Source organism: Thalassospira sp. MCCC 1A01428 (genome assembly GCF_002115825.1).
GTDB lineage: Bacteria > Pseudomonadota > Alphaproteobacteria > Rhodospirillales > Thalassospiraceae > Thalassospira.
The window spans coordinates 1-21,933 of sequence record NZ_JFJZ01000043.1 but is presented as its reverse complement, the minus strand read 5'-3'; the positions used below and the strand labels follow the sequence as shown (position 1 = coordinate 21,933).

Below are 21,933 nucleotides of genomic sequence, written 5' to 3'. Positions count from 1 at the left end.
AGCGCAAGCGCCACCATCAATCTCAATTTCATCTTCTTAATTCCCAAATACGTTTGGATCATCGGACCCACCGGTTTCCTGCCCCGCCTGCTGCCCCCCAATCCAGGGGGTTCCCGTCACGGCACCGGGCTGACGTGCTTGGGTCATTTCCTGCGCTTGCTGCATGGCCATGAACTCTGACAACTGCAACATTGTGGTATGTAATTCCATAATTGCCTGAGTCTGGTTCACTGCAACCGCTGCATTCACAGCTTCCTGCGATCGCAGGGATCCACCACCACTTACGGATGCAGCAGCTACCTTGGCGAAGCTCAAGAGCTTTGAAAGTGTTTCCGCACGTTTTTGATTCTGCCCTTGCATCGTCCATGCGCGCTTGACGATATTTGCCGTCGCGTTTTCCAGCATCATGCGGCTTGGAGCCGGACCTTGCCCGGTAGCTCCGCTAAAAACGCCCTTGAAGAGTTTTGTCGCATCGTCGGCCGATATAACTTTGCCTGCAAAATCATCCCCGAGAACCTGTTTAACGTAAGGCTCGGCATATTCCGTCATTCCTGACAGGGCTTCCCAACCTTGCATGCCGTCTACGAGACCGCCAAGCGCTCCGCCATCACCATCTGCAAGGAGCGTCCCTGCAATAGAAGGTGCAACTTCGCCTACAGTATCCATAAGCGAGGTCAAGACTGCGATATTTTCTTTGCCCAAAGCTTCCTGGGCGGCATTTTTGGCAAAGTTTGTTGCATCAAAAACAGCCATGTTTGCGGCTGCCTGTGGCACGAGCCAGGTGACCGTCGCCAGGGTAAGGACGGTTCCAATCACCGACCCGAGTAACCCGGCTCGCAGCCCGTTTGAACCGTGATTAACAACATGCACCCGGTACGCTTTTGCCGCGCCCGTTCGAACTTCTTTTCTTTGGAACAATTTCATTCTGCTGCCTCCTCAAGATGATTGCCGGCGCCACTCTCCCGGCGGTGTTTTTCTTTGCGTGCTTCGAGGTAAGGACCAACCGCGGCGGGACCAGCACCATACTGAAGCTCAAATCTCCGAAACTCGTTCGCGGCTTCGGGGCCCGATTCAAACAGCTGCATCAAGGGACCATGTTCACTGTCGTTTAAGTCGGACAAATCGGTCGTCAGAATGACTGAACCCTGATTTTTTCTCTGCAAGACTGCGAAATATTCGAGGTCTTCTGTAAGAGGGCTTTGTCTTTTTATGGCGCTGAAAGACTGGTCCCCAACACCGAGGACTGTCATATAGTCGTGAGCATCGGCACTTTCATTTGGCAAAAAAAGCAGGTTGGTGCAGGCTTCTTTCATCAGGCTCAACGCATTCAGTTTTGCAGCCTGATCAATGCGTTGAAACGAACTGAAAATGACCCCGCGCAAGCGACGTGCTTCGTCGTGCAGTTTTCCGTACCATTCAGCAAAAACAGAGTTGCCCGATAATAAAGCTTTGGTTTCATCAACAATCAGGAGCCACGGGCAACCCAGGCGTTTCACCTGGATTTCAATACGGTAAGCGATGTAGGGAAGGATTGACTGGCTGAGGCGAGGATTGGCGAGAATTGTCTCGAAATCGAAGGTAAACAAACGGCAATCATCGGAAAATGAGAGCGAATCTTTCCGGGTAGAAAGGATGTGGCCAAATTCACCACCCGGTATCCAGCTCTTGACTGCAGTTTTAAGAAAGGATCCCTCAGGGCATTCCTTTTCAAACTCGATCATATTTCGTTTGCTGGGATCAAGTCGGGACATGCCACGCAGAATACGACTTATGTGCTCGAGGCTTTCTGCGTCATCCAGGCACAATGTGTGCTGCGCAAGCCATTGCTGAACAAACAGTGTATCTCCACTACCATCGGCGCGTAAATCAAGAGAGAACGGGTTAAGGCGCGCGATTTCCGAGGCAGGCACTTCGTGACTCGTATCGATGTAGATGTATTTACCGCCACATGCCTTGGTAAATACATATGAGCTATCGTAGCGATCCAAAATGAACACCCGGGCATCAGGGTATCCCAGCGTTGATGCTGCAAGTATATTTTGAAGCACTGTTTTTCCGCCGCCGGTCTGGCCGAAAATAGCCGTATGCCCGGCCGCCTTTGAATGATCCAGCGCATGAAAAATAAATCCATAGGCCGATTTTGACGCTGTGTGGAAATATTGGACGGCGCGTTGCCCCCAGTCGCATTTATCAAATCCCTGCTGAGGGCTCGGAAAACACACAAAATTTGCAATGTTGCTCGTGCAGGGGGTGAGCGGTCGTGTTCTCGCCTGATAAGGCGGGAACAAGGAAAACCAGCGTTCATCAAGTTCATCTGTCACCTGCACGGCAGTACACCGTTCATCTTCAAAAACGGTTACAACAGCAGAAATGCCTTTGAGTACCTCTGCACGGGTTTCACCATGAACAAAAACCGTAATTTCATATTCGAAAAATAGTTCTCCTGCCTCGGATGATTGAATATCGATGAGTTCTTCTGCTGCGATCAGCTCATTCGCGGTTGCCCCGGTGACACCCTCCTGACCACCGGTTTTCATCGCCTCCTGGACATAGGCACGGGACTTCCGTCGGTCCCACGGGGTAATCCACTGGGCGAGGACAAGCTTATGATCAAGACTCAACAGCCTTTTGCTTAGCGTTTCACTCCAGCGCATCCCACTGGTGCGCAACATGACAGCGCCCATCCACGTTTTTCTCGCCCGATAGCTAAAGAGGGCTAATCCGTCACTGGGCTTGATACCAAAATCGGCGCTGCGGAACGAAACCTTGCTTTGGCAAAGCAAACTGGCAACGTCGTTATCCCCAAGTGCATCAGAACGAACGACCGTTGTATGTCCTGGATTGAGCATTTGTGCGAGAAATGTCAAAAGCTGACTATTGCTCGATTTGCGCCTCGCTAACTCTAAAGGTTCAGCACCGTAGGAATAGCCACCTTGCTCGACATTTCCTAATTGCCGCACCATCGTTGTAACAGCACTGTCGAGCTGATCTTGCGCAAGTTTTGCGGTTCCTGGAACCGCAACAAGCACGTAATGGGTATTACGGTATGATCGTGAGAACCTCTTCATGTATTGCCCAAACACAAGATCCATCCAGGCAGATATTGCATTTTGGGAATTTCTCGCCAAATCGACCAGGCGCCGCGTATCAATGCAAATAATACGCCCTTCAAAAGGCGAGCCAGAAAACGTGCTCAGGTTGCTGAGCCAGGCTTTGCGTTTAAGAAACAAATCCGCTTGTGCATCTGATGGCAGAGAATCACTATCAAGGCCACGTACTCGCACCACTTGAAAGAGGGTCCCGTCTTCGCAAATAACGGTTCGACCGTCATTCCCTATTTTGCGATACGCAATGTGATCGCTCAGCTTGTTTCTTTTGATAACGGGGAAAAAAAAGGCGCGGACTGCCGGCATAAAAAGCAACAACACAGCGATGCAACAAACCGCCAAGAGACCTAAGCGATATAGAAAAAACATCGGATCAGGGGCCGCAATGAGCTGTTCATTAATGTCCATAGAACTCGAGGTCCCTGGTCGCAGAAAGACAATAGGGGATAATTCTGCCCTTCGTGCTTCGCCGAAATAACTTCCGGCGAAGCGTATGAAACAGGTAGGGGTCAATGAATGAGAAAGGGACTAAAGCGAGCCAGGTAAGCGCATGCACCCCCATACCTACATAAAGCGGGGTCATGACGTTATATAACCACCCGAGAATTCCGAACAGGAGGGTCGAGATGAACAGTGATCCCAGAACGAACTGCAACAGTCTTCTCGGGATCAACAATTGTTTTGGCGGGTACAGAATCGTCAGCAGTACCAGGGCACCTTCCTGCATCGCATTGCCCCCATCACTTCGTGGTCAGATAGGTAATGAACCCACCACCAAGCGCAACGAACAAGCCGCCGATAACAATTTGTTTTTGGAAACCCTTTGCCCATTGGGATTGCCCAACAAAATACGCTCCGGCAAGGACCAACACAGAGACGGTAATGATCGGTATAATGACATTCCCCCGAATGCCAGTGTCTGCTCTGGTGATCATGTTTCCCATGTCACCAAAAACGTCTGATGTTTCCTGTGCCGCAGCCTGGCTCTGAACAAAAGCCCAGGCCACCAGTGAAATAGCCCATTGCTTGAGCCATGCGAAACGGCCAGCAACCTTGATTGGTGCTATAAAATCGCGCATCATGATTAGTGTTCCCGTATTGACTAGTTGTCTTTCAATGACTGTTTTACGATAAACGAGTTAGAGATAAAAGTGAAATCAAAAGAAGAATTTCCAATCATTCAAACAAGCTTTCGTCTTGATAACGAGACCCACCTGAAAGTAGGTCGCATGTACGAAGCATTGAAGGCGCAGGCGCAGCCGGCAAAGTATCCGGTCCCATCCATCGCTGTGATGTTTGGCTATCTGCTAAATCGCAGTATCGTCTGGATTAAGCAGAACAACATCGAGCTCGCTCGTCTGGATGTTGACCCTCAAGTCACATTGATGATTAAGCTGTTGAAATCTGATCATGATTGGCTTGAAAACGTACGTGTGCCAGCATCTGAAAAACAAATCGTTTATGCACAAAAACTCGCGCTCGAGCACGGCGTGATGGTTCCGGAAAACGCAAAAAAGGACACCGAAATATGCGCTGATTTTATTGCGCAGTACGCCCCTAACCAACGGAAAATTAATCAGCACAAAGCTATATCGATTCCTAAATACGCTCTCGTTGCGGCCGCAATGAATTTGGCCTACGATATGCTGTCATCACAAGAAGTAACAAATGGAATCTACGAATGGCCCGTATATCGCCAGCTCTACGACCAAAATTAAGGCCAGTAATCGTCAAAGTACCTGAACGCTTGCGGCTCACGCTTCAGGCCACACAGAAAGAGCGTGTAGATGCTGTTTTTGTTCAGGCTCTGAGGGTCGCACCACGTTTACCGGACTGGTTTAACTTCGGGCGCGCAGCCATGAAAGAAGAACATAAAAGCATCAGGCTCTGGCTCTCTCCAGCCACGTGTGACACACTTGCTGCTCACAGCAAGTCACTTGGAATATCAAAGCGACAGATTATTCTATCTACCTTGGTCATTGGTGTGGAAGATCACCATAATCCGATTTGGGCCGTCGCGCAGAAGATAAAAACTGCCTGAGCTAAGTTTTGCGCTTTATACCCTCTGGATTTTTGCGAACATCAATGCCTGTGTCAGCAAGAAACCGGCGCCAGTCATCTTTCAGGGCCATTGCGCTATCTTCAAATTTCTGTTCTGCGATGTTCAGGTTCAGCTTTTTCTCATCGCTTTTCTTCTGAGACGGCTCGGATTTTTTTTCGAACTGCTTTAAAAGACGCTCCGCTTTTTTAAGGCCAATCACGCTGATTTCATAAGGGAAGAACAACTCTTGTAACTCGATGGGGACCGATTTCATTCCGAACTGCCGATATTGCGAAATGACCCTAACAGGATCGCTAATCGCAATATTTTCATCAAGACGGTCGAGCAACCGTTTTTCCTCCTGCCGAACACGGATTGTCGCCTGTTGAACAGATGAGCGAAAATCAGCCAGCTGCTTTTTTTGCGCTCGTTCAGCAGGCCGGTTTTTTTCATTTGCAAGGCGTGCTATCTGTAAACGGCCTTTCGCTCTCATGTAATTTGCCCGTCTGCGTTCATATTCAAGCGTTGTACGACCGGCAGTAATCGCACGCTCAAGCAATTGCAATTTCACACGCAATCGGTGCTCTTCACGTGAGATCTGTCTTTTCAAAAGACGTGAAACCCGAGCCAGGCGCGAAGCAATAAAAAACGCAGATTGTTCAAAATCCCTGACTGTTCGTGTTGCCTCAACACGTGACAACCAGGTAACGGATCTTTGCTCAACCAGATTTTTTCTTTCAAGTACATCCTGATGTCGCCACCACATCTGTGCAAAATCTGCGATTGACCCCGCCAATTCACCTTTTGCAGCAAGCATACGATCCGTGTCCGACATTCGCGGCAACACAGTATCTCTGGTCGCAGATATACGCGACCACAATTGCAAACCGGCATCAACCCGGCGCTGTCGAACCCGCACCATCGCACTAACGATTTCGCGTTTCGCCGCCAAGGTCCCTCGTGTAGTGACAATTCCCCTTCTTTCGAGGCCCATTGCCGCGCTTCCAAGATGAATTGACGGGAGTTTTTCAATCCCCATCTCCGCATAGGTTCTTGAATCCCATCGACGCGAGAGGCCGGCTTTTAACATGACCTTATTTACAATTGAGGCGTAGGTCGCCCGCAAATTTTTTAGCCAGTGAACTGACTTTACCTGCGAGGATTTGCGTCCGGCAAATACAGGTGTGTCAAAACTATCCCAGAAAGAAATGGGCCTTGCATGATAGACAAAATGTAAATGATAGTTCCTGATGTCTGATTGCTTTTCCGGAACATGCACGACGCCGTGCCACGGGAGTCCCAAGCGATCAAATATCGCCCCAAAGGAGGCAACAATTTGCAATCGGCCTTCAGGACCAACCTCCATTTCATAGGGTAGATCTGCGATAATACGGGATTGTACCCGACCGCCAGGGCCTTCGCGCTCTTCCACATCATCCCAGAATTGTTGCCTGATCGCAGGGTTGTCATGTAACGATCCAATCGACAAAAGAATGTTACCAGCCATTTCGACTGCCCCGTCGCGCTCGATATATCCTTGATAAGCGCCCGCAGCGCCAGCACGCATACCTGTGCTCAGAGCAACAGGGGTGACCTTGCGAAACCCGGCAGGCAGCCTGCCCCCGATGACGTATTGACAACCCCGCCGACCAGCGTAGCCCACTGATCGATCAACCCGGATATCTCCTTTGCCTGATCCCTGACAATAAAGACGCCCGGCTTTTGGATGCCGCACCGTCTTTAACACTACATTGCGATGAGAAAAGGAAAACGTCTCGGCACCTGTTGGCGATTTTGGGCGTGTTGAGACGTAGCCAGGCACCCTTAAATCGCGGCCGGTGCTCAGCCATCCAGGTAAGGGGGACGATGACATCAAACGACGCATCATATGCTCTTCAGCATCGCTATAACGACCAAGACGGGTTGACCACAGGTCATCGTCATCAAGCAGCTTTGAAAGCTTCAGTCTCAAGGTTTAAGCTCGAAACAACTATTACGCTGATACAGATTTTCTTGCGAAATTCTGTATCGGATCACACAAGCAACCATACGGGTTCCAACAGGGGCTTTCTTTTGTAGATAAATCATCGCGCTCGAAGGCTCGTGCCAGGGCACAACGTCAATCGCAACAAAGCCCTGGTTCAATAAGCCCCAAAGATCAATGTTTGTCGGCGAGAGTTTCTTTTCCTTGCTAACCGACGACGGCCGGGCGCCGCCCTCACTGGAGGGATCATCAATCCCTTCAAATGGTTGTGCGACGGCCTGATCGGTGAAGGCCAATGACGTCAAAACAGAAATGGGAGATGCGAACAAAAACAGCGTCATCCAGATCCCGGATTTTGTTATCCGACCCAGGGGCAATTCTGAGATGAGGTTTTGCCATGTGAAGGATTTAGGCATGGAAGAAGGTCTCCTTTTACTGCGAGCCTGGCTTGTCAGAAGATCGTCATTTCAAGTTGCCAACCCTGGATTACGTGACGGCCATATGCGACTGAATAACTAATACCCAAATTCGCACGAACCCAGTTAAAAGGTTCGCCGCTCAAGAGACCAAGGAACTGCGCGTGAATGTTTTTGCACGGGTAAAACGCCCCGTCACCAACGACAGTTTTGCAGACCTGATCGTTCGGTACAGGCTCAAGAACATAACAACTGATATCTGAGATCAGTTTAAGGTCAGGCAGCATTTACACTCTCCCAAAAAACAGTCTCACGCAGTTGTCTGAAGCAAGGGATGATGGCTAGTCTGAAAAACAAGCTGTTTTTGCGAGGGCAGGTTAGCGGTCATAACGCTCTCAGGCTTTGAACGACGTAATCAGCCAAGTCGAAATTAAGACCTGGTCGGTTGCGTTGTGACCAGGTCACGTAAGCTGCCAATGCCGCGTTGATGCGAGCATTGTCTACCCGGACAATTTCTGCGAGTTCGCTTACAGTAAGTTGACGGTTTTGGGCGCGAGCTATGAGTTCGATCAGTGAGATCATGTCATCGTCTGTAATCTCATTACGGGCGCTCAAACAGTTTCCCGTGAAGACAATCTTCCCAACGTCATCAAACGACAAAGTGCTGCGCCAATTCACCGCCTGGCGGATCACAAAAGATGTCGTATTAAAACAGCGAATGGTTTCAGCTAGCGATGCGGTGCCGTCACATTGCAACAGCCAAAGCGCAAGGCATTTGGAAAAAAGTTTCAGTGACACGCGGCCACCAGCCTCCACGTTCCACGCGCCGTCATCATCGAAACCATCCTCCAGTCCGACAATCACCATCTCACCAATCATTTCTGCCCTCCTTGTTCGCCCGGTCGTGGCCAGTCGCTGAAACACCGACCAAGATCAAAGTGCGACCCTGGCCGGTAACGCCGAGCCCAAACGCTGTAATTCGCGATGGCCCAGCGAACCCGTGATGAAGGTTCACCCGAGAATTCCGAGATTTCGGCAATACTTACCACGCGACTTTTTGTAATCACGATATGCTCGATCAGAGCTAAAATGTCGTGTTCAGCAATGGCCTGTTTGGCGCTATCGCGGTTACCGCAAAAATAGATCGTGTCCCCCGAAACAATCAAAGATCGGCGATGATCAATGGCAGGTACAAGATCCTGACATGACGTGCTAAATGCCTCTGCCGCCACCAACCAATTGGCTTGCCCGCCGCGTAGCAGAAGCCAGATAGCGAGATGTCGCGACAACTTCTCAATAGAAAAATTGTCGAAACCATCCTCCCGTTCAGGGTCATAACCAGCACACATTAAATTATTACCTGCCTGTCATCACACAAAAGCCAGGGCAGATATCAGCAGGATGGCACCGCACACCAAACCCAACGCAAACGATACGACAATGATGATTGCGCGCTCTATCGTAAAAACTCCCATCCCCTCATCCTTTCAAAAGAAGAACCAAACTGTGGAGGGGCAATCCATCTCAGGCACCACAGTTTGTTCTCCAAAGATGATCGATCGCGATCAATACCGAAGCCCTGCAACCAGAACTCCGGCATCCAAACCAATCAGGACAATCATCAATGCTATACGGACAGCGATAACTATTTTCGCTTGGCGGCCCATCTACCCTTATCCCTCTTCTCCATCATCGCTGTCCCAGTCCCTTGCCAGAGACAGATCATCACGGATCAAAATCGCTCCATCTCCTGTCAATAACTGGCCAAAAAGATGGGCTTGCCCTAACGACATTCGCGTGTCCCCGGATTCAAGTTTACCCAGCAATTGCCGCGAAACGATGTATCCACGCTGCGCTAACATTCGCTGAAGCTCAACCTGCGAAACCTCTGCGCGTCTCCGGACAAGCCGAAGCCGAACCGCAGCGCGTTTGTCGATTACGGTTGGTGCGATCCTCTGGCCAGGTTGACGATGTTTGTTTGAAGATAATGGCATTTTTATTTTTTTCTTTCAATGACCAATCTTCTCCCATTTGTACTACAAAGGGGGTAATGCGCCAGTTTAAATTTTGTTTTTGGGGTTATTTTATCTTTTGTGGCGGTTAAGTAGTTAAAATAGAACAACTTTATTCATGAATTAATCGCCACCAACCAGCACAGTACCCACTTGAACTATCTGAAATTTTGCTGAATTGGTCATTGAAAGATGTTTTGTGGATTCGGAATTTCAGGTATCTTATATCTTTCAAACTCGAAACCGATCGCGCCTTCATGCAAAAAACTATTCGGACTTTTATCCGCACCGGACTAGCCCTGATTGCCTCCCTTGCCCTGATCGAAATTGATCAGGGCAACAGGATCGCAATTTATGCCCTTGTAACGCTGGTTATCTGCGAATGCTGGGCGCTTGTGATGGCCGTGCTGAAACTAAAAACATTGGGCTCGGCCATGAAGCGCAAAGGACGATTGTCCTTTGTCATTGAAGTGACCAGGCGCGATCCTGTTCCGCTAAAAAGGGAAAACCATAAATGACCGATATGCAAACCGGAGAAGCGCCCCGCCCGCGCAAAAAAAAGAGCGCCAAGCCTGTCGGAAGTAATCAACATCTTCAAAAGCTTCATGGCTACATCGCGCAGATGGACGCTTCTATTAATGAAATCAGGGAATTCATCCAGCAGGTTCATTCCCAACAAACTCCTGACGGCACAACCGCCAAAAAGTCTGTGCGCGATCTTAACCGCCATTTCGACAACAGCGTTCGGGAAATGCAGTTCTACCGGGAGGCAATTGATGCAGAAAACCGGCGGAAACTGTCAGAGTTATACACCCTTATCGGTAAAGAACTCGATATTGACGCAGCATTAAAACTGGCGCGAGATGGTGATACAGATAAAGAGGCAATTATGCTTGCCCTCCTGCCTGAAGGAGGCAGCGGATCATGACAACAAGTTTGAACCTTCCCTCCACTGCTGAAATTGATGACGCCGTCAACGCGATCATTTCATATGCGCAGCAACAAGGGTTAAATCCGTCGAATGACGAGCTATATGGTTTACGCCTGCAGATCATGAAGCTGGGACAGGACATGCCGATCGTCATTCAGGCATTAGCCGCGACAACCTCAGGCACGGACGCACTACCAGCAATGCCTGATGCAGCCAAAACCAAAATGTTTGCAGAAATCAGGGCCACGATATTCATCTCACTGGTTGCCGCAGGCGTAGTCTTTTTTCTGCTTCAGGACATGCCGAAAATCGGGTTGCCGGTTGCCTTATTCATCGGACTTGCCCCGGGTGTCGCGGCGATCACGCGATATTTTCTTGCACGGAAAAAAGCCAAAGCCAGGTCAGAGGTCACGTCATGAAACAGCGCCTCTTCACTTCCCTATTAGTCATCCTGATTAGCTGTCTCGCCACAGCATCCATTGCTCATGCACAAGAAGCCTATGACTGTAAGGTTGGTGAGCTTTTTAACCAGTTGGCCACCACAAAAGATACATTCTCTCACGACATTTTTAAAGCCGTTGGTCCGGAGGTCAAAAAGGTTCTCGGCGGTATCATCTCGCTGTTCATCCTGATCAGCGTTGCGATCTCCCTTGTTTCAGGCAATGCCGGGATGCTCAAAAAGCTTTTTCCGACTTTGGCTTGCGCGGGTATTGCCATCATCATTCTGCAAGACGGGATCTCGTCAACTCAACCTTATGTCCTGCAAATTAGCGACGCGATTGAGCAATCTTCGCTTCAGGCAGGTGCACTTATTGTTTCCAAAACAAATGGTCATGTTCAGGCTCTGACGGAAGGCTCCAATCACTATCCTAAAAATGGAGTAAATACCGAAAACGGATATGCCACCCTCGCCTGCCAGATTGAGTATCAGGGCTTTAAAATTTCAAGAATCATGATCAACATTGCCCAGGGCGATGGTAGCTTTGGGGTGGGGATGATTTTGCGGGGTTTTCTTTGCATTATCGCCATGCTCCCCTTCCTCTTTGTGATAGGCATTTTTGCAGCCTTCATGGTCGAAGCGATGTTCAAATATGTCGCCATCACAATTCTCGCGCCTCTCCTTGTCGGACTTTACTGGTTAAAGCCGGCGCGAGCGGTATCTTCTGCATCGCTGCGTGTGCTGCTAGGTGCCTGGCTCACCATCATACTTGCCTCCGGTGCCATGGGGTTTACCCTTCAGGGTATCGACAAATTCTCAAAAAAAATGGATGATTTGCTTGCTGGCGTGCAGCAGCTTTCCAATCCATACAATGCCAAGAGATATTATTTCTATTGTAAGAACGAAACCAAATACCAAAATCCTAATTTTTCTGTATTCGGCACAGAAATGCCGGTGATTTTCATCGATAGCAACGATCCGGACCTGCAACCGCCGTTGACAAATGCTGTTTGTGAAGAACAGGAAAGGCTGGTCAAGCTAGGAAGCTGGATTGTCCTCGATCCCAATTTCCTGATCATGCCAGTGATCGGGCTGATTTCAATCCTGCTGCACATGCAATCGAAGTCACTGGCTTCCAACTTGTCTGGTGCCAATGACGGTGCGGGTCCGGCTGCGGCCGTCGTCATGGGGGCTAAAATGCTCGCCGGTGGTGCTGCAATGGGTGCTATGAAAATAGCAGGGGGCGCAAACACCGCAGCCTTTGGCGCGGGCGGCGCCCGAAGTTCAATATCAGACATGATGTCAGGTCGAAGCAATATTGATGCGTCTGCAAGCGGGGCACAACAAATGGGACAAGCCTTGCACCAGGGTGGCATGGTTGGGGGATTAAGGCAGGCCGCGAGGTCCTTCGGTTTACAGTCTGCTCCAAAGGCTCCTGAGAAAGGGGCAGAACCGTTAGCTGGCGTTGGTGCTGGTCAATATTCCACAGGCGGCGGAGCTGGCTCCAGCGCGAGCGGCGGAGGTGCTTTCAGCAACCCTCAAGAACGACAAGCCTTCGCTAAAGATATAGCCTCCGCATTTGCACAAATGAATGGTGGTGGTTTCGGCGGAAGAAACCGGGACGGCTGATCATCTAAAGGCGTCATCCATCATTCGTCGGACGGCGCCTTTTCGTTCCTTAACGATAACCAAACGCCCCGTCGCCATGAACGACCTCAATGAATAGTGGAAGACCCAGGGCCTAAACGCCCAAAACAAATCCCCCTGCCTAAACAGGCAGAGGGACCACAAAAGTGCAACCAAATTCAACAGCAACATCTAGAATCACGAAGATAGCGAATTGGCCGGAACCGACTTCCATTTGATCACAACCTCAAGATTGGTCATTGCTTTTGGACGCGTGTCAAAAAGCAATGAAATCGGAAACCCCTCATCAAGCTGATCTGCATCGACAACATAGGCTGGGACATTCGCTTCTGTGCGAGCAACTGGTTCAGCTTCCAGTTTCCAGGGAAATAAGTCATACTGCAACCAACGTACCCTCCAGGACTGCTCGGGAAAGGGCGGTTGAACTGTTATCATATAGCGATCTTCTTTTCGCGCATTAGCTGTTATTGAAAAATTCAAAACCACTTTAAACATAGAAAAGTCTTGCTCAAAGGCTTGTTGAATTTCATCTTTAGCTAAATCAATTGAAAAATCACATGATCGCGTTGCCTGCTGAGCCCGGAAGTCACACTGGAAGTCGCGGCTCACTGTTTGACCATTGTCAAATTTGATTTCTGCGGTTCCTTTGTAGGTCTCAGGAGCGGAATCCCACCAGCAACCGGCCAACGGCATCAGGCAAAGAAGAGCGGCAATAATTTTTTTCATTTTTAAAACCCTTGATTATTCAGTGTCTAAACGGTGTTGGAACGCGTCTGAATAACGCTCACGTACTGTGGCAATTAGAAATGAGATAGCTACCTTCGGTTGGGCGGGCAGCCCCCGTCTGTAACTCTGCCTTCCGGCCGGGTTAGCAGGATGTGGGATCTGAGCGAACTGATTGCCTTCAATCAGATCTCCCCACGAGCACATAGGAATAAATCTTGAGCTATACTGAACATTGATCCCAAAGTATTCAGAAACAGCCCGTGTAACCCTGGAGCCGACACAAATTACCCTGTCCCCAGCAGCTATTTTGAGGCCAACATTTTGGACCGCGCGCTGATGATCAAAGGCATCGTAAGAATTTGTTCCAGTCTCTTGCCTGTCATCAAGTAAATTCAGTGGGCGGAAATATTTAAAAATGAATCTCGCATTAAAACCCACAGCTTCTGCAAACCGCATTGTTGTCCAGGCATTCCAATCAAAAGCAAAACCCTGCGTGCCCTTTGGTGCTTCTCCCAATAAAACCGGATTTTTGGTTGAGGACATGCCCCCCCTCCTTTTAAACAGCTTAACGATGACCCCAAATACATCTTTAAGCTGATAAACCCATGTCCTCTGATTGGCAAAGGGGTTTTAACATCTTTTGATGGGTCTCAGACCGTCGATGCATCTGCCTCAAAGGCAGCAACGAACCGAAAATCCGGGTTCAAATAAACGGCAAGCTGTGATGCAATGATCCAGTTACCAGCATACAACCTCATGACAGTGGGCAATCGGGTTTCAGCCCAATAACCCAGCACCACATATTCGTGGCGCTCGGCAAGTGCCTTGTCTGGCCATTGGATGTTATGTGCCGGGAGATCTTCCCATACCCCAAGCAGCCTGCCCTGCCCCGTCGATACATCGCCTAACAACGAATGCAGACTGATGTCACGAGACATTGGAAGCAAACCGTTCAGCAGCTCCTGGCGCAAAGAGGGCAGCATCTCGCGCACCATGTTCAGCGCTTCGTCTCGAACCTGATGCTGTGTCGGGAGATTGGGGTTTTCTTTGCCGCCCGTTACTGGCGCAAATTGTTCAAGCAACATCTTTTTCATTTCGTTGAACTGCGAAATGTAGGCTTCTTTGAACTTGGCCGCCTCTTTGCCGGTGAAGCCAAACGCCAAAAACCCAAAACCATCCTTGGTCATATCGAAAGCACGGGCTTCTTGCTTGCCACCCTTTCCGTTTTCGTATTCAACGATTACCGACGCAAAATTGCGCCGGTAAAAATCTTCACTGCATTCCAGCTTATCAATAGCACGCAAAACATCAGCGTGCCGCTTGCCGAAATACGCAGCTACGTCACGGCTGTTCGTTAAAATAACGCCATTCTTCTCGAAAACAGCAGGTATGGACTTTGGTAATTGAGGTGTGTTCATAAGAAATTCCTTGGTTCTGAATTAACCCGGAACACCCCTCGCCAAAAGGGTGGTCAGGCAACAACAGGTTGGCGAACCGGCACCAAGGAACCGGCAGACCCGTAAAGGTCTCCCATTGCGCCCGACCATAAGAAAAACCGCGTCCAAAAATGGCGCGGTTATCAAGCGCCTTGGTATATTCAGGTCGCCAAACCCGGTCAGCGATTTTGCGCTAACAGAGTTAGCTTAAAGCGATGCGGGCCGTTTGGTCAATTTAAATCTGCCTGTCGGCCGTGTTGACGCTTGATCTTTTCACGATGGTTATTTTAATTTCTTTTAATGACAAGAAAAATTACCCAAGCGTCATCATGCCCCGGGGCACGTCATAAAGTAGGCAGTGCTGGCTACAACGTCCATCTCCGGCACCGCAAAATGGAGGGCGACTGGAGGCCGACCGCTCAGGCTCGGTAACCGTCGATACTGTACCCGTTTTAAAGGGCTAGAGCAGTCGATCGTCATCTTGTGGGGCCCTCCCATTGCTGCACGTCTGAAAAAATCGCAAAATGCTCTATATCAGAATGTCTCGCGCGAAGGCCCTTCTTCTCCTCTGCGGCAACAAGGTGGTTTACGAAAGAGCGGTCATACTTAAATATGATTTTTGTAGAACAAATCATACTTGTCGTTTTCTGAAAGAACTACTTAACTCTTCAGTCGATCGAAGGTTTGAAAGGAAAATTAGTGAGTGAGTTTCGTGGGGCATTGGGCTCAAACACTGGAGATGACTTTCATGAGCTGTGGGCTACACGCTTAGCGCTGAAGCTGTTGCTAAACGATGAAGAACTCAGAGCCTTAACTGTCGAGGGGCTCTCTAAGGCTGATGAGGACGGGGCATCTCCCGAAACATGGGACGGTGTAGATTGTACTTTGTATTTTGGTGGCGAAAATGCCGTTTCTGCAAGCAAGATCGAATTACAACAATTGAAATACTCGGCTGCCAATCCAGCCGGAAATTGGACAGCTTCTCGTCTGATTGATGGTCCCAAGGGAAAATCGATCTTGGGGAAGCTGGCCAAAGCTTGGAAGGCGCTGGTGGAGAAGCGCCCCTCAACGGCCGAGCTACCACGTGTATCTCTTGTAAGCAATCAACCCACTGACGAGAATGTCATAGAAGCATTTAGGCGCGCGGCCCAGACCCAGGTCTCTATTCCGAGGAGGAAGCCAGCCAAAACAGCGAAGCTTGAGGCGCAAATAGGTTATGCGACTGACCTCTCGTCCGAGCAGTTACGCCTATTTGCATCCGTGTTTCAGTTTGACACCGGCTCCGCATCCCGGATATCCCAAGAAGAACAGCTTCTCAGTACCATTTCCGAATGGACGAGCCAGGAAATTGTTCCAGCTGCCCTCTCTCTCCGAGAGTACGTGCGTAAGCGGATGAGACCAGAGTTTGTAGGAGAGCTGATCACGCGTGAATCAGTTTTACTCCAATTGGGTGTAGCGGACCCGGCCGCGCTACTCCCCTGCCCTCCAGAGATATCTATCGTTGACGCCCCTGTTCTTCGCAATTCCGTGAAACAAGCAACCGAAAGCCTTTTGTCGGGGCAGCAATATGTTTGTATGCATGGTGTTGCTGGAGTTGGCAAAACAACTTCTTTGCAAGAAATCGAGGAACTACTCCCCACAGGTTCCTTGATGATAAAATATGATTGTTACGGTGGTGGTCGTTACTCGGACCCGAGCGGATTTAGGCATCGTGCTGAGGATGCGTACCTTCAGATTTCGAACCAGCTTGCAGCTTCGCTTAGGCTTCCACTGCTCCTAATACGTAGTTCATCGTTAGACTATCCGCGCGAGTTTATGAAACGGCTCGTAATTGCCGCTGATACGCTTGCATCAAAGAGCAAGAATGCACTCATTGTTGTAGCGATTGACGCTGCAGACAACGCCGTGACAGCAGCTAGGAACCGAACGCCCGAGGAAACACCCTTCATATGGGATTTCGTAAGGTTCCAAAGCGTTCCAGATAATGTGCGTTTTATCGTTACAACCAGAACAGGTCGCCTATCGGAACTTAAGTTGCCGGAGACCTACAAGCGCTTCGAAGTCGGAACATTCAATAGAACCGAATCTAGTCAGAATGTCGCGAAATTTTGGAATGCTCCCGAAGACTGGATCGAAGATTTTCATCATTTATCTGGTGGTGTGCCGCGCGTACAAGCCTACGCTTTTCGCGATGCGCTCGATAATCCACCTGAGGCCCTTAACAGGTTAAGGCCTAAAGGGAAATCGTTGGAAGAGATCTTTCGACAGTTGTTTTCTGCAGCAAGTAAAAAGAATGGTGCAGATTTGGAAGTGCGAGAGCTTTGTGCTGGATTGATCTCGTTGCCGCGTCCCATTCCGATTGATGATTTAGCCGCAGTTTTGAACCGGGGAAAAGCACAGTTAATCGATTTATGCGCTGATTTGGCTCCAGGTATACGTCTTGAGGAGAACAAGGTTGGGTTTGCGGATGAGGATTTCGAAGACTTCGTTCGGACCGAGGGAGCACACTCCTTACCCGCAGTAATGCAGTCAACTGCGGACTGGTTTCTTTCAAGAGCAGACATAGACCCATATGCAGCTATGAATCTTGCTCCAGCTCTCGCTCAGGCCAATCGAGGTAAAGACCTTCTTGATCTGGTGGAGCAGCAACCTGCCCCAAATGTTGTAGTTGACCCGATTTTGCGCCGAGAAACAGAGCTGCAAAGGCTTCGGTTAGCAATTCAGGTCTGCGAGACGTCAGGCGATACAGAGCGTGCTCTTCGTTTTGTTCTCCTGGGAGCAGAAGGATTGGAAACGGAAGATGCAATTGTCGAGTTACTATCTAAGAATCCCGACTTAGCGGCATCTTACGCATATAAAACAAGTGGCCGTCTGATTCTTGCCAACAGCCAGTACGCCGGTCTTCATGGTTCGTTCCTGTTTCAAAAACTTGCTCTTGATGCAGACAGCGATGATCGTATTTCTGCTCGAGAAACCAAAAGACTGCTTCGGGCGTGGCTACAAGCGTATTCGCAGGCAGCTTCTGAAAGGAGGGCAAATGGCAGAGATAGATGGTCCATTTCAGAGCGGGATATAGCTTGCGATGTTGAAGCCGCACTAAAACTTTATGGCCCTCGAGCTGCATTACAAGAACTGGATATCTGGTCGCCTAAAAGAAGCACCCACTTGGGGGTTGCAAAAATTCTTCCCCAAAAATTGATTGCGCAAGGTGATGTGAATACTCTTGAAACCGTGATTTCAAGCAAAATACTTGGGGACATGTATTCCTTGTTTGTTCTCATTCCTTTGGCTTTATCCGGAAGATCAGTCGACTTTACGGTAGTGGAAGAAGGTCTGAAGACACTTTTGCGCTTTGGTTTACATATAGACAAAGCATTCGAGTACGGTCAGGAAATTTCACATCACCATTTTGTGCTCGACACGGTGCTGCTTGCCTGTGAACTCATTGTCGCTCGGCAGATGAACTCTGAAACTGTCGATCAAGTTTTAGAACAGTTTCTGGCACCGGAATTACGACGCATCGATAGATGTCATACACATCATGGTTCAAAAATCTCGCTTATATTCCGTGCATTTGTGCTTCGGGAATACCGAGGAGGTAAGGTTCCTGACTTCAAAAAAGTATTTTTACCGCGCGAGGAACAAACTAGTGAAACTATTCAGAGTCATTCGCTAGATGACCATGATCGCAGGTTAAATGAAACCACACGCGAAATATTTGATCTGTATGCCGGGGTCACGTCTCTATTGCTGAGACCCCGAAAACAGGAAGATGACCTTAAATCTGTTGAGGACTTTGCAAGAAAAATTGAAAGTAATGCTTGGCGAATTAACCGTGAGGTTTGTGGAAGGCAGCTGAGAGCCGAAGCCGCTAGACACGCTTGCACACTTCTAGCTACGGACCGAGCCCCATTAAAGGTGAAGGAAATCGCTGCAATTGTGCACGGAAACTGGTGTGATGCGTACATGGCTCCAGATGAATCTGTTTTCGCACGCTTAAGCTTACAGCACAACCTGCACGCTGAACTTCAGAGAGACGTGCTAGAGGCAAGTACCAAAGCCAGAAACGTGCGTATTGGAGCAAGAGAAAAATCAGAGACTTTGATTGAGTTTGCTCGCCTGATTGCACCGATAAACCCACATGAAGCAAAATCTATTTTTAATCAGGCGGTTGCAGCTGCGGGAGACCTTGATTATGAGGTCATATTTCAGATCAAACTAATTGACTCTCTCGTGTTTCGCGGAGGAGCAGGCTTCCCGGACAAAGCTTGTACAGCTGGCCGTCTGAGCAACATTGTAGCTGATGCAGCAATCAGACTTGACGATCCAGAATCTTTCCCTTGGGAGGAAGCAATTTCCTCGATTTGCAACCTTGATGCGCCGCTCGCTCTTGGGAACATTGCACGATGGGATGACGAAGAAGTCGTTGAAGTCCATAAGACATTGTCGTCTTTTGTGAAAGCCTGCCTTGAAAATGGTTCAATTAATGCGGCGATTGCTAAGTGCCTGGGATATTTCTTGGGGAAATTTGACGAAACGCATGAGCTAATCTTTGATCGAATCCTCAATTCTGATGAACGTATTCGCGCAAACCTAGCAGATTTAAGTGCAAGAGACGCCCTGCTAGACCGAACTCCCGCGCCCTCAGAACGAGTGTTTCAGTCCCTTAGAGATCAGTGCATTAACGAAAAGTGGGTGAATGCACTGGTTACGCAACGCAACTTTAGAGCTGATTTGCAAGCTCCGGCCGAGTCTAGAAAAGTCCCCGAAGGGTCATCAGAAAGCAAAGTAAACGGAATTGAATGGTCCCTAGACGCCTTGGTTAACCCGTCTACGCTGGAGCAGGCTTTAACTGATGCGAAGAACCGACTAATGGCTAAAATTGGCTACACACCGATGGATGGCGTTTTCGCATCTGCAAGAAGCGCTGTTAAACCCAGAAATCAGATTGATCACCTGAATGCTCTTTGTTCGATTTCTGACAGCTGCTTACAGAAAGTTGCGATAAAGGCTGTCTTCGATGCACTCGAAGAATGGCATTTGAGTTCGGCTGTTCAGGATTGGTGTATCCTCAATATCGGAAACATTGTTGAGCAGCACCTACCCTTATTGTGGCCTGTCAATGAATTCGAGCAAAACCCAGTCTTGCTGGCATTCCAGCGAGCTAAGTTTCCTCAAAAATCTGTGCAAGGTATCCTGATTAGAGGTATTGCAAGCCATGTCGACAATTTAGATTCCAGACGCATATTTTTGTTGGCCGCACACATTGGATCTGCACTGGAGCCTGATGCGGCTGCTCGCCTTGCTGATTGGTATACGAAGCGACTTAGTGAACGCATTCCGATAGAACATCTTGACCAAACTTCGCCGAAATCCTCAATTCCAGGAACCCTTGATGAGGCTATCGCGAGGTTCTTGTTTGCTTACATGTGCGACTTTGATGTGCGTTCGCGTTGGCGTGCTGCTTATGGAGTTCGACTTCTGGCGCAGGCGAAAGAAACTTCAATTCTTAAATCATTTCTTCAACAATATGATCGCCAGGAAGATGAAGTTTTTAGAAGTCGTACTATGCCGTTTTATTGGCTGTCGGGTCGTCTCTGGTTTGTCGTTGCGTGGTCGAAAATTGTATCCGAAAATTCCGAAGTGGGAATGATTGCAAGTCAGAAACTGCTTGAAATTGCTCTCAATGAAACATTCCCGCACCTATTGGTGCGTTCCTTTGCGAAGGATGCTTGCTTAACGCTTTTAAGTGATGGGGAACTATCGATTGAGCCGGACCAATCGGTAGCTCTGGAGCTAGCCGATACAACGCATTTGGATCGCATCCCAAGGCTTGAGCATCATATTCAGCGAGAAGATCGCGCTTCAAACGATGAACGTCGCTTTCAGTTTGATAATGTTGATACTGTTCCCTATTGGTACGCGCCGTTTGTGCGATCGTTTGCATCCCTCTCTTTGACAAAGTTACTCGATGTTGCCGAGCATTGGATTGTCGATGTTTGGAAAATAAATGGTGCTCGTGAGCAACTAAATGACTTTCGGCGTCGAGAGAAAGTCCGAGATAGTAATTGGCAACTAACCAATCACAGACATGGCAGCCGGCCAATTCTGGAAAGGTACCAAACGTATCTCGAATGGAATGCGATGTGGTGTGCGATCGGCGAACTCTTGCAGACTGAACCTCTGACCTTACAAGACGACGACCACTGGTACAGTACATATGACTTAAAAGAGCATGTCGAAGACAAAAAGCTTTCTGTTCCTCCTCTATGGCTATCAGACTTGTTAGCCCCTACTCCGCTGCAAAAGCGATTTTATTTAAAAGATTCCGATCCTTTGGGCGACTGGGTTAACAGCATTGATAATGGAAACATCACATCAGAATTTCTCCCGAGTGACCGAAATGATTATATTATTGTGGATGGCGAAGTTAGCTTTAGAAGTGATGATCGCTTGGAGGAAATACATATTTCGAGCGCTTTGGTATCTCCATCAAGTGGTGCAGCGCTTATGAGAGCTTTGCAAAGTATGCAAAGCTCATGGGACTACAAGTTGCCTTCTGATGGCGAAGATGACCATGAATTTTCAAGCGATCCATATTTTCTAGTTGGATGGATCAGCAATCATGAGCCCATTGATGGAATTGATAAAGCAGATCCACTGCGCGGTCCGGCCACTGGCATTACTGCAAAGCCTGGTGCGTTGGTAACCGCTTCTTGTGAGCTCATGCAAAGCATTGACGGGGCCCCAACTTGGTTAGGTGCTAGACAGGAAACATCCATGTTTAGCTATGAAGTTTGGGGGAAGGCGGAGGATGACAACGAACGTTATATGCATGGTCTTCGATGTTCCGGAAATCGTCTTCTCGCTGATAAGCTGCAAGTAGCTCAGTTCTTGCGATCACAGAACTTGGACTTAATCGTTGAGGTAGTTTTAACGCGTCGAGGTCGTGATCGCAGCCGAGGTTACCTTGACGATAGCACCAAGGTTCCAGAGCGATCGATCCATCGATTATATTTGTTACGTTCAGGGGGAGAGATAGATGCAGTCGACGGACGTTTTGGCTCTTGGAAATGTGATCGTTAAGCAACTTGAGCTCGATGACCGTGGTGATGTGTTGCAGCGTTGGTTAGCCCAACACCTAGCGGAGCTAATCCAAAATGCCGAGAACACTGTAAACGTCCTCTCACGGCT

Annotated in this window: 18 protein-coding genes; 7 read left to right on the top strand and 11 right to left on the bottom strand. The window is 48.9% G+C overall.

The features are described 5' to 3' along the window. Nucleotides 1-36: 36 nt before the first annotated feature. From THS27_RS21695 to THS27_RS21680, 3 genes are all read right to left on the bottom strand, one after another. Nucleotides 37-924, bottom strand: a complete 888-nt coding sequence (locus tag THS27_RS21695; RefSeq protein ID WP_085594422.1) for a hypothetical protein — start codon at nucleotides 922-924, stop codon at nucleotides 37-39. Further along, nucleotides 921-3,515 carry a helicase HerA domain-containing protein gene (locus THS27_RS21690; RefSeq protein ID WP_085594420.1) on the bottom strand — a complete coding sequence of 865 codons (2,595 nt, stop codon included), beginning with the start codon at nucleotides 3,513-3,515 and terminating at the stop codon, nucleotides 921-923. Before THS27_RS21690 ends, THS27_RS21695 begins: the two co-directional genes overlap by 4 nt. A gap of 332 nt (nucleotides 3,516-3,847) precedes the next feature. Further along, nucleotides 3,848-4,189 carry a hypothetical protein gene (locus THS27_RS21680; protein WP_085594416.1) on the bottom strand — a complete coding sequence of 114 codons (342 nt, stop codon included), beginning with the start codon at nucleotides 4,187-4,189 and terminating at the stop codon, nucleotides 3,848-3,850. A 69-nt stretch (nucleotides 4,190-4,258) separates the two neighbouring features. Here THS27_RS21680 and THS27_RS21675 point away from each other — a divergent pair, with 69 nt between their 5' ends. Then, nucleotides 4,259-4,825 carry a hypothetical protein gene (locus THS27_RS21675; RefSeq protein ID WP_133125872.1) on the top strand — a complete coding sequence of 189 codons (567 nt, stop codon included), beginning with the start codon at nucleotides 4,259-4,261 and terminating at the stop codon, nucleotides 4,823-4,825. Continuing rightward, nucleotides 4,789-5,148 (top strand): hypothetical protein, encoded by a 360-nt coding sequence (locus THS27_RS21670; protein WP_085594412.1) that lies wholly within the window; start codon nucleotides 4,789-4,791, stop codon nucleotides 5,146-5,148. Before THS27_RS21675 ends, THS27_RS21670 begins: the two co-directional genes overlap by 37 nt. Before the next feature lies 1 nt (nucleotide 5,149). On the opposite strand, the gene THS27_RS21665 is transcribed toward THS27_RS21670, so the two are convergent. The 5 genes from THS27_RS21665 to THS27_RS21645 form a co-directional block, all read right to left on the bottom strand. Continuing rightward, nucleotides 5,150-7,120 (bottom strand): MobA/MobL family protein, encoded by a 1,971-nt coding sequence (locus THS27_RS21665; protein WP_085594410.1) that lies wholly within the window; start codon nucleotides 7,118-7,120, stop codon nucleotides 5,150-5,152. Next, a complete protein-coding gene (locus tag THS27_RS21660; RefSeq protein WP_139835702.1) occupies nucleotides 7,117-7,548 on the bottom strand; it encodes a hypothetical protein in 432 nt (143 codons plus the stop codon). Before THS27_RS21660 ends, THS27_RS21665 begins: the two co-directional genes overlap by 4 nt. Nucleotides 7,549-7,583: 35 nt before the next feature. Continuing rightward, nucleotides 7,584-7,835 carry a hypothetical protein gene (locus THS27_RS21655; RefSeq protein WP_085594406.1) on the bottom strand — a complete coding sequence of 84 codons (252 nt, stop codon included), beginning with the start codon at nucleotides 7,833-7,835 and terminating at the stop codon, nucleotides 7,584-7,586. Between the two features lie 97 nt (nucleotides 7,836-7,932). Continuing rightward, nucleotides 7,933-8,427, bottom strand: a complete 495-nt coding sequence (locus THS27_RS21650) for a hypothetical protein (RefSeq protein ID WP_085594405.1) — start codon at nucleotides 8,425-8,427, stop codon at nucleotides 7,933-7,935. Further along, entirely contained in the window at nucleotides 8,424-8,897 is a 474-nt protein-coding gene (locus tag THS27_RS21645) for a hypothetical protein (RefSeq protein ID WP_085594403.1), read from the bottom strand. The genes THS27_RS21650 and THS27_RS21645 overlap by 4 nt, the downstream gene beginning before the upstream one ends. 920 nt (nucleotides 8,898-9,817) lie before the next feature. Here THS27_RS21645 and THS27_RS21635 point away from each other — a divergent pair. The 4 genes from THS27_RS21635 to THS27_RS21620 are packed head-to-tail and all read left to right on the top strand — an operon-like array spanning nucleotide 9,818 to nucleotide 12,559. Then, nucleotides 9,818-10,078, top strand: coding sequence for a hypothetical protein (locus THS27_RS21635; RefSeq protein ID WP_139835701.1), 261 nt, complete (start codon nucleotides 9,818-9,820; stop codon nucleotides 10,076-10,078). Further along, nucleotides 10,075-10,488 (top strand): hypothetical protein, encoded by a 414-nt coding sequence (locus tag THS27_RS21630; RefSeq protein WP_085594397.1) that lies wholly within the window; start codon nucleotides 10,075-10,077, stop codon nucleotides 10,486-10,488. The genes THS27_RS21635 and THS27_RS21630 overlap by 4 nt, the downstream gene beginning before the upstream one ends. Continuing rightward, nucleotides 10,485-10,910 carry a hypothetical protein gene (locus tag THS27_RS21625; protein ID WP_085594395.1) on the top strand — a complete coding sequence of 142 codons (426 nt, stop codon included), beginning with the start codon at nucleotides 10,485-10,487 and terminating at the stop codon, nucleotides 10,908-10,910. Before THS27_RS21630 ends, THS27_RS21625 begins: the two co-directional genes overlap by 4 nt. Continuing rightward, entirely contained in the window at nucleotides 10,907-12,559 is a 1,653-nt protein-coding gene (locus THS27_RS21620; RefSeq protein ID WP_085594393.1) for a hypothetical protein, read from the top strand. Before THS27_RS21625 ends, THS27_RS21620 begins: the two co-directional genes overlap by 4 nt. A gap of 195 nt (nucleotides 12,560-12,754) precedes the next feature. Here THS27_RS21620 and THS27_RS21610 read toward each other — a convergent pair whose 3' ends face one another. From THS27_RS21610 to THS27_RS21600, 3 genes are all read right to left on the bottom strand, one after another. After that, on the bottom strand, nucleotides 12,755-13,303 hold the full coding sequence (locus THS27_RS21610; RefSeq protein WP_085594389.1) for a hypothetical protein: 549 nt from the start codon (nucleotides 13,301-13,303) through the stop codon (nucleotides 12,755-12,757). Nucleotides 13,304-13,318: 15 nt separating this feature from the next. Beyond that, nucleotides 13,319-13,846, bottom strand: coding sequence for a hypothetical protein (locus THS27_RS21605; protein ID WP_085594387.1), 528 nt, complete (start codon nucleotides 13,844-13,846; stop codon nucleotides 13,319-13,321). A 107-nt stretch (nucleotides 13,847-13,953) separates the two neighbouring features. Next, entirely contained in the window at nucleotides 13,954-14,721 is a 768-nt protein-coding gene (locus THS27_RS21600; protein ID WP_085594385.1) for a Rha family transcriptional regulator, read from the bottom strand. Between the two features lie 702 nt (nucleotides 14,722-15,423). Here THS27_RS21600 and THS27_RS21590 point away from each other — a divergent pair. After that, nucleotides 15,424-21,825 (top strand): hypothetical protein, encoded by a 6,402-nt coding sequence (locus THS27_RS21590; RefSeq protein ID WP_139835700.1) that lies wholly within the window; start codon nucleotides 15,424-15,426, stop codon nucleotides 21,823-21,825. Nucleotides 21,826-21,933 lie beyond the last annotated feature (108 nt).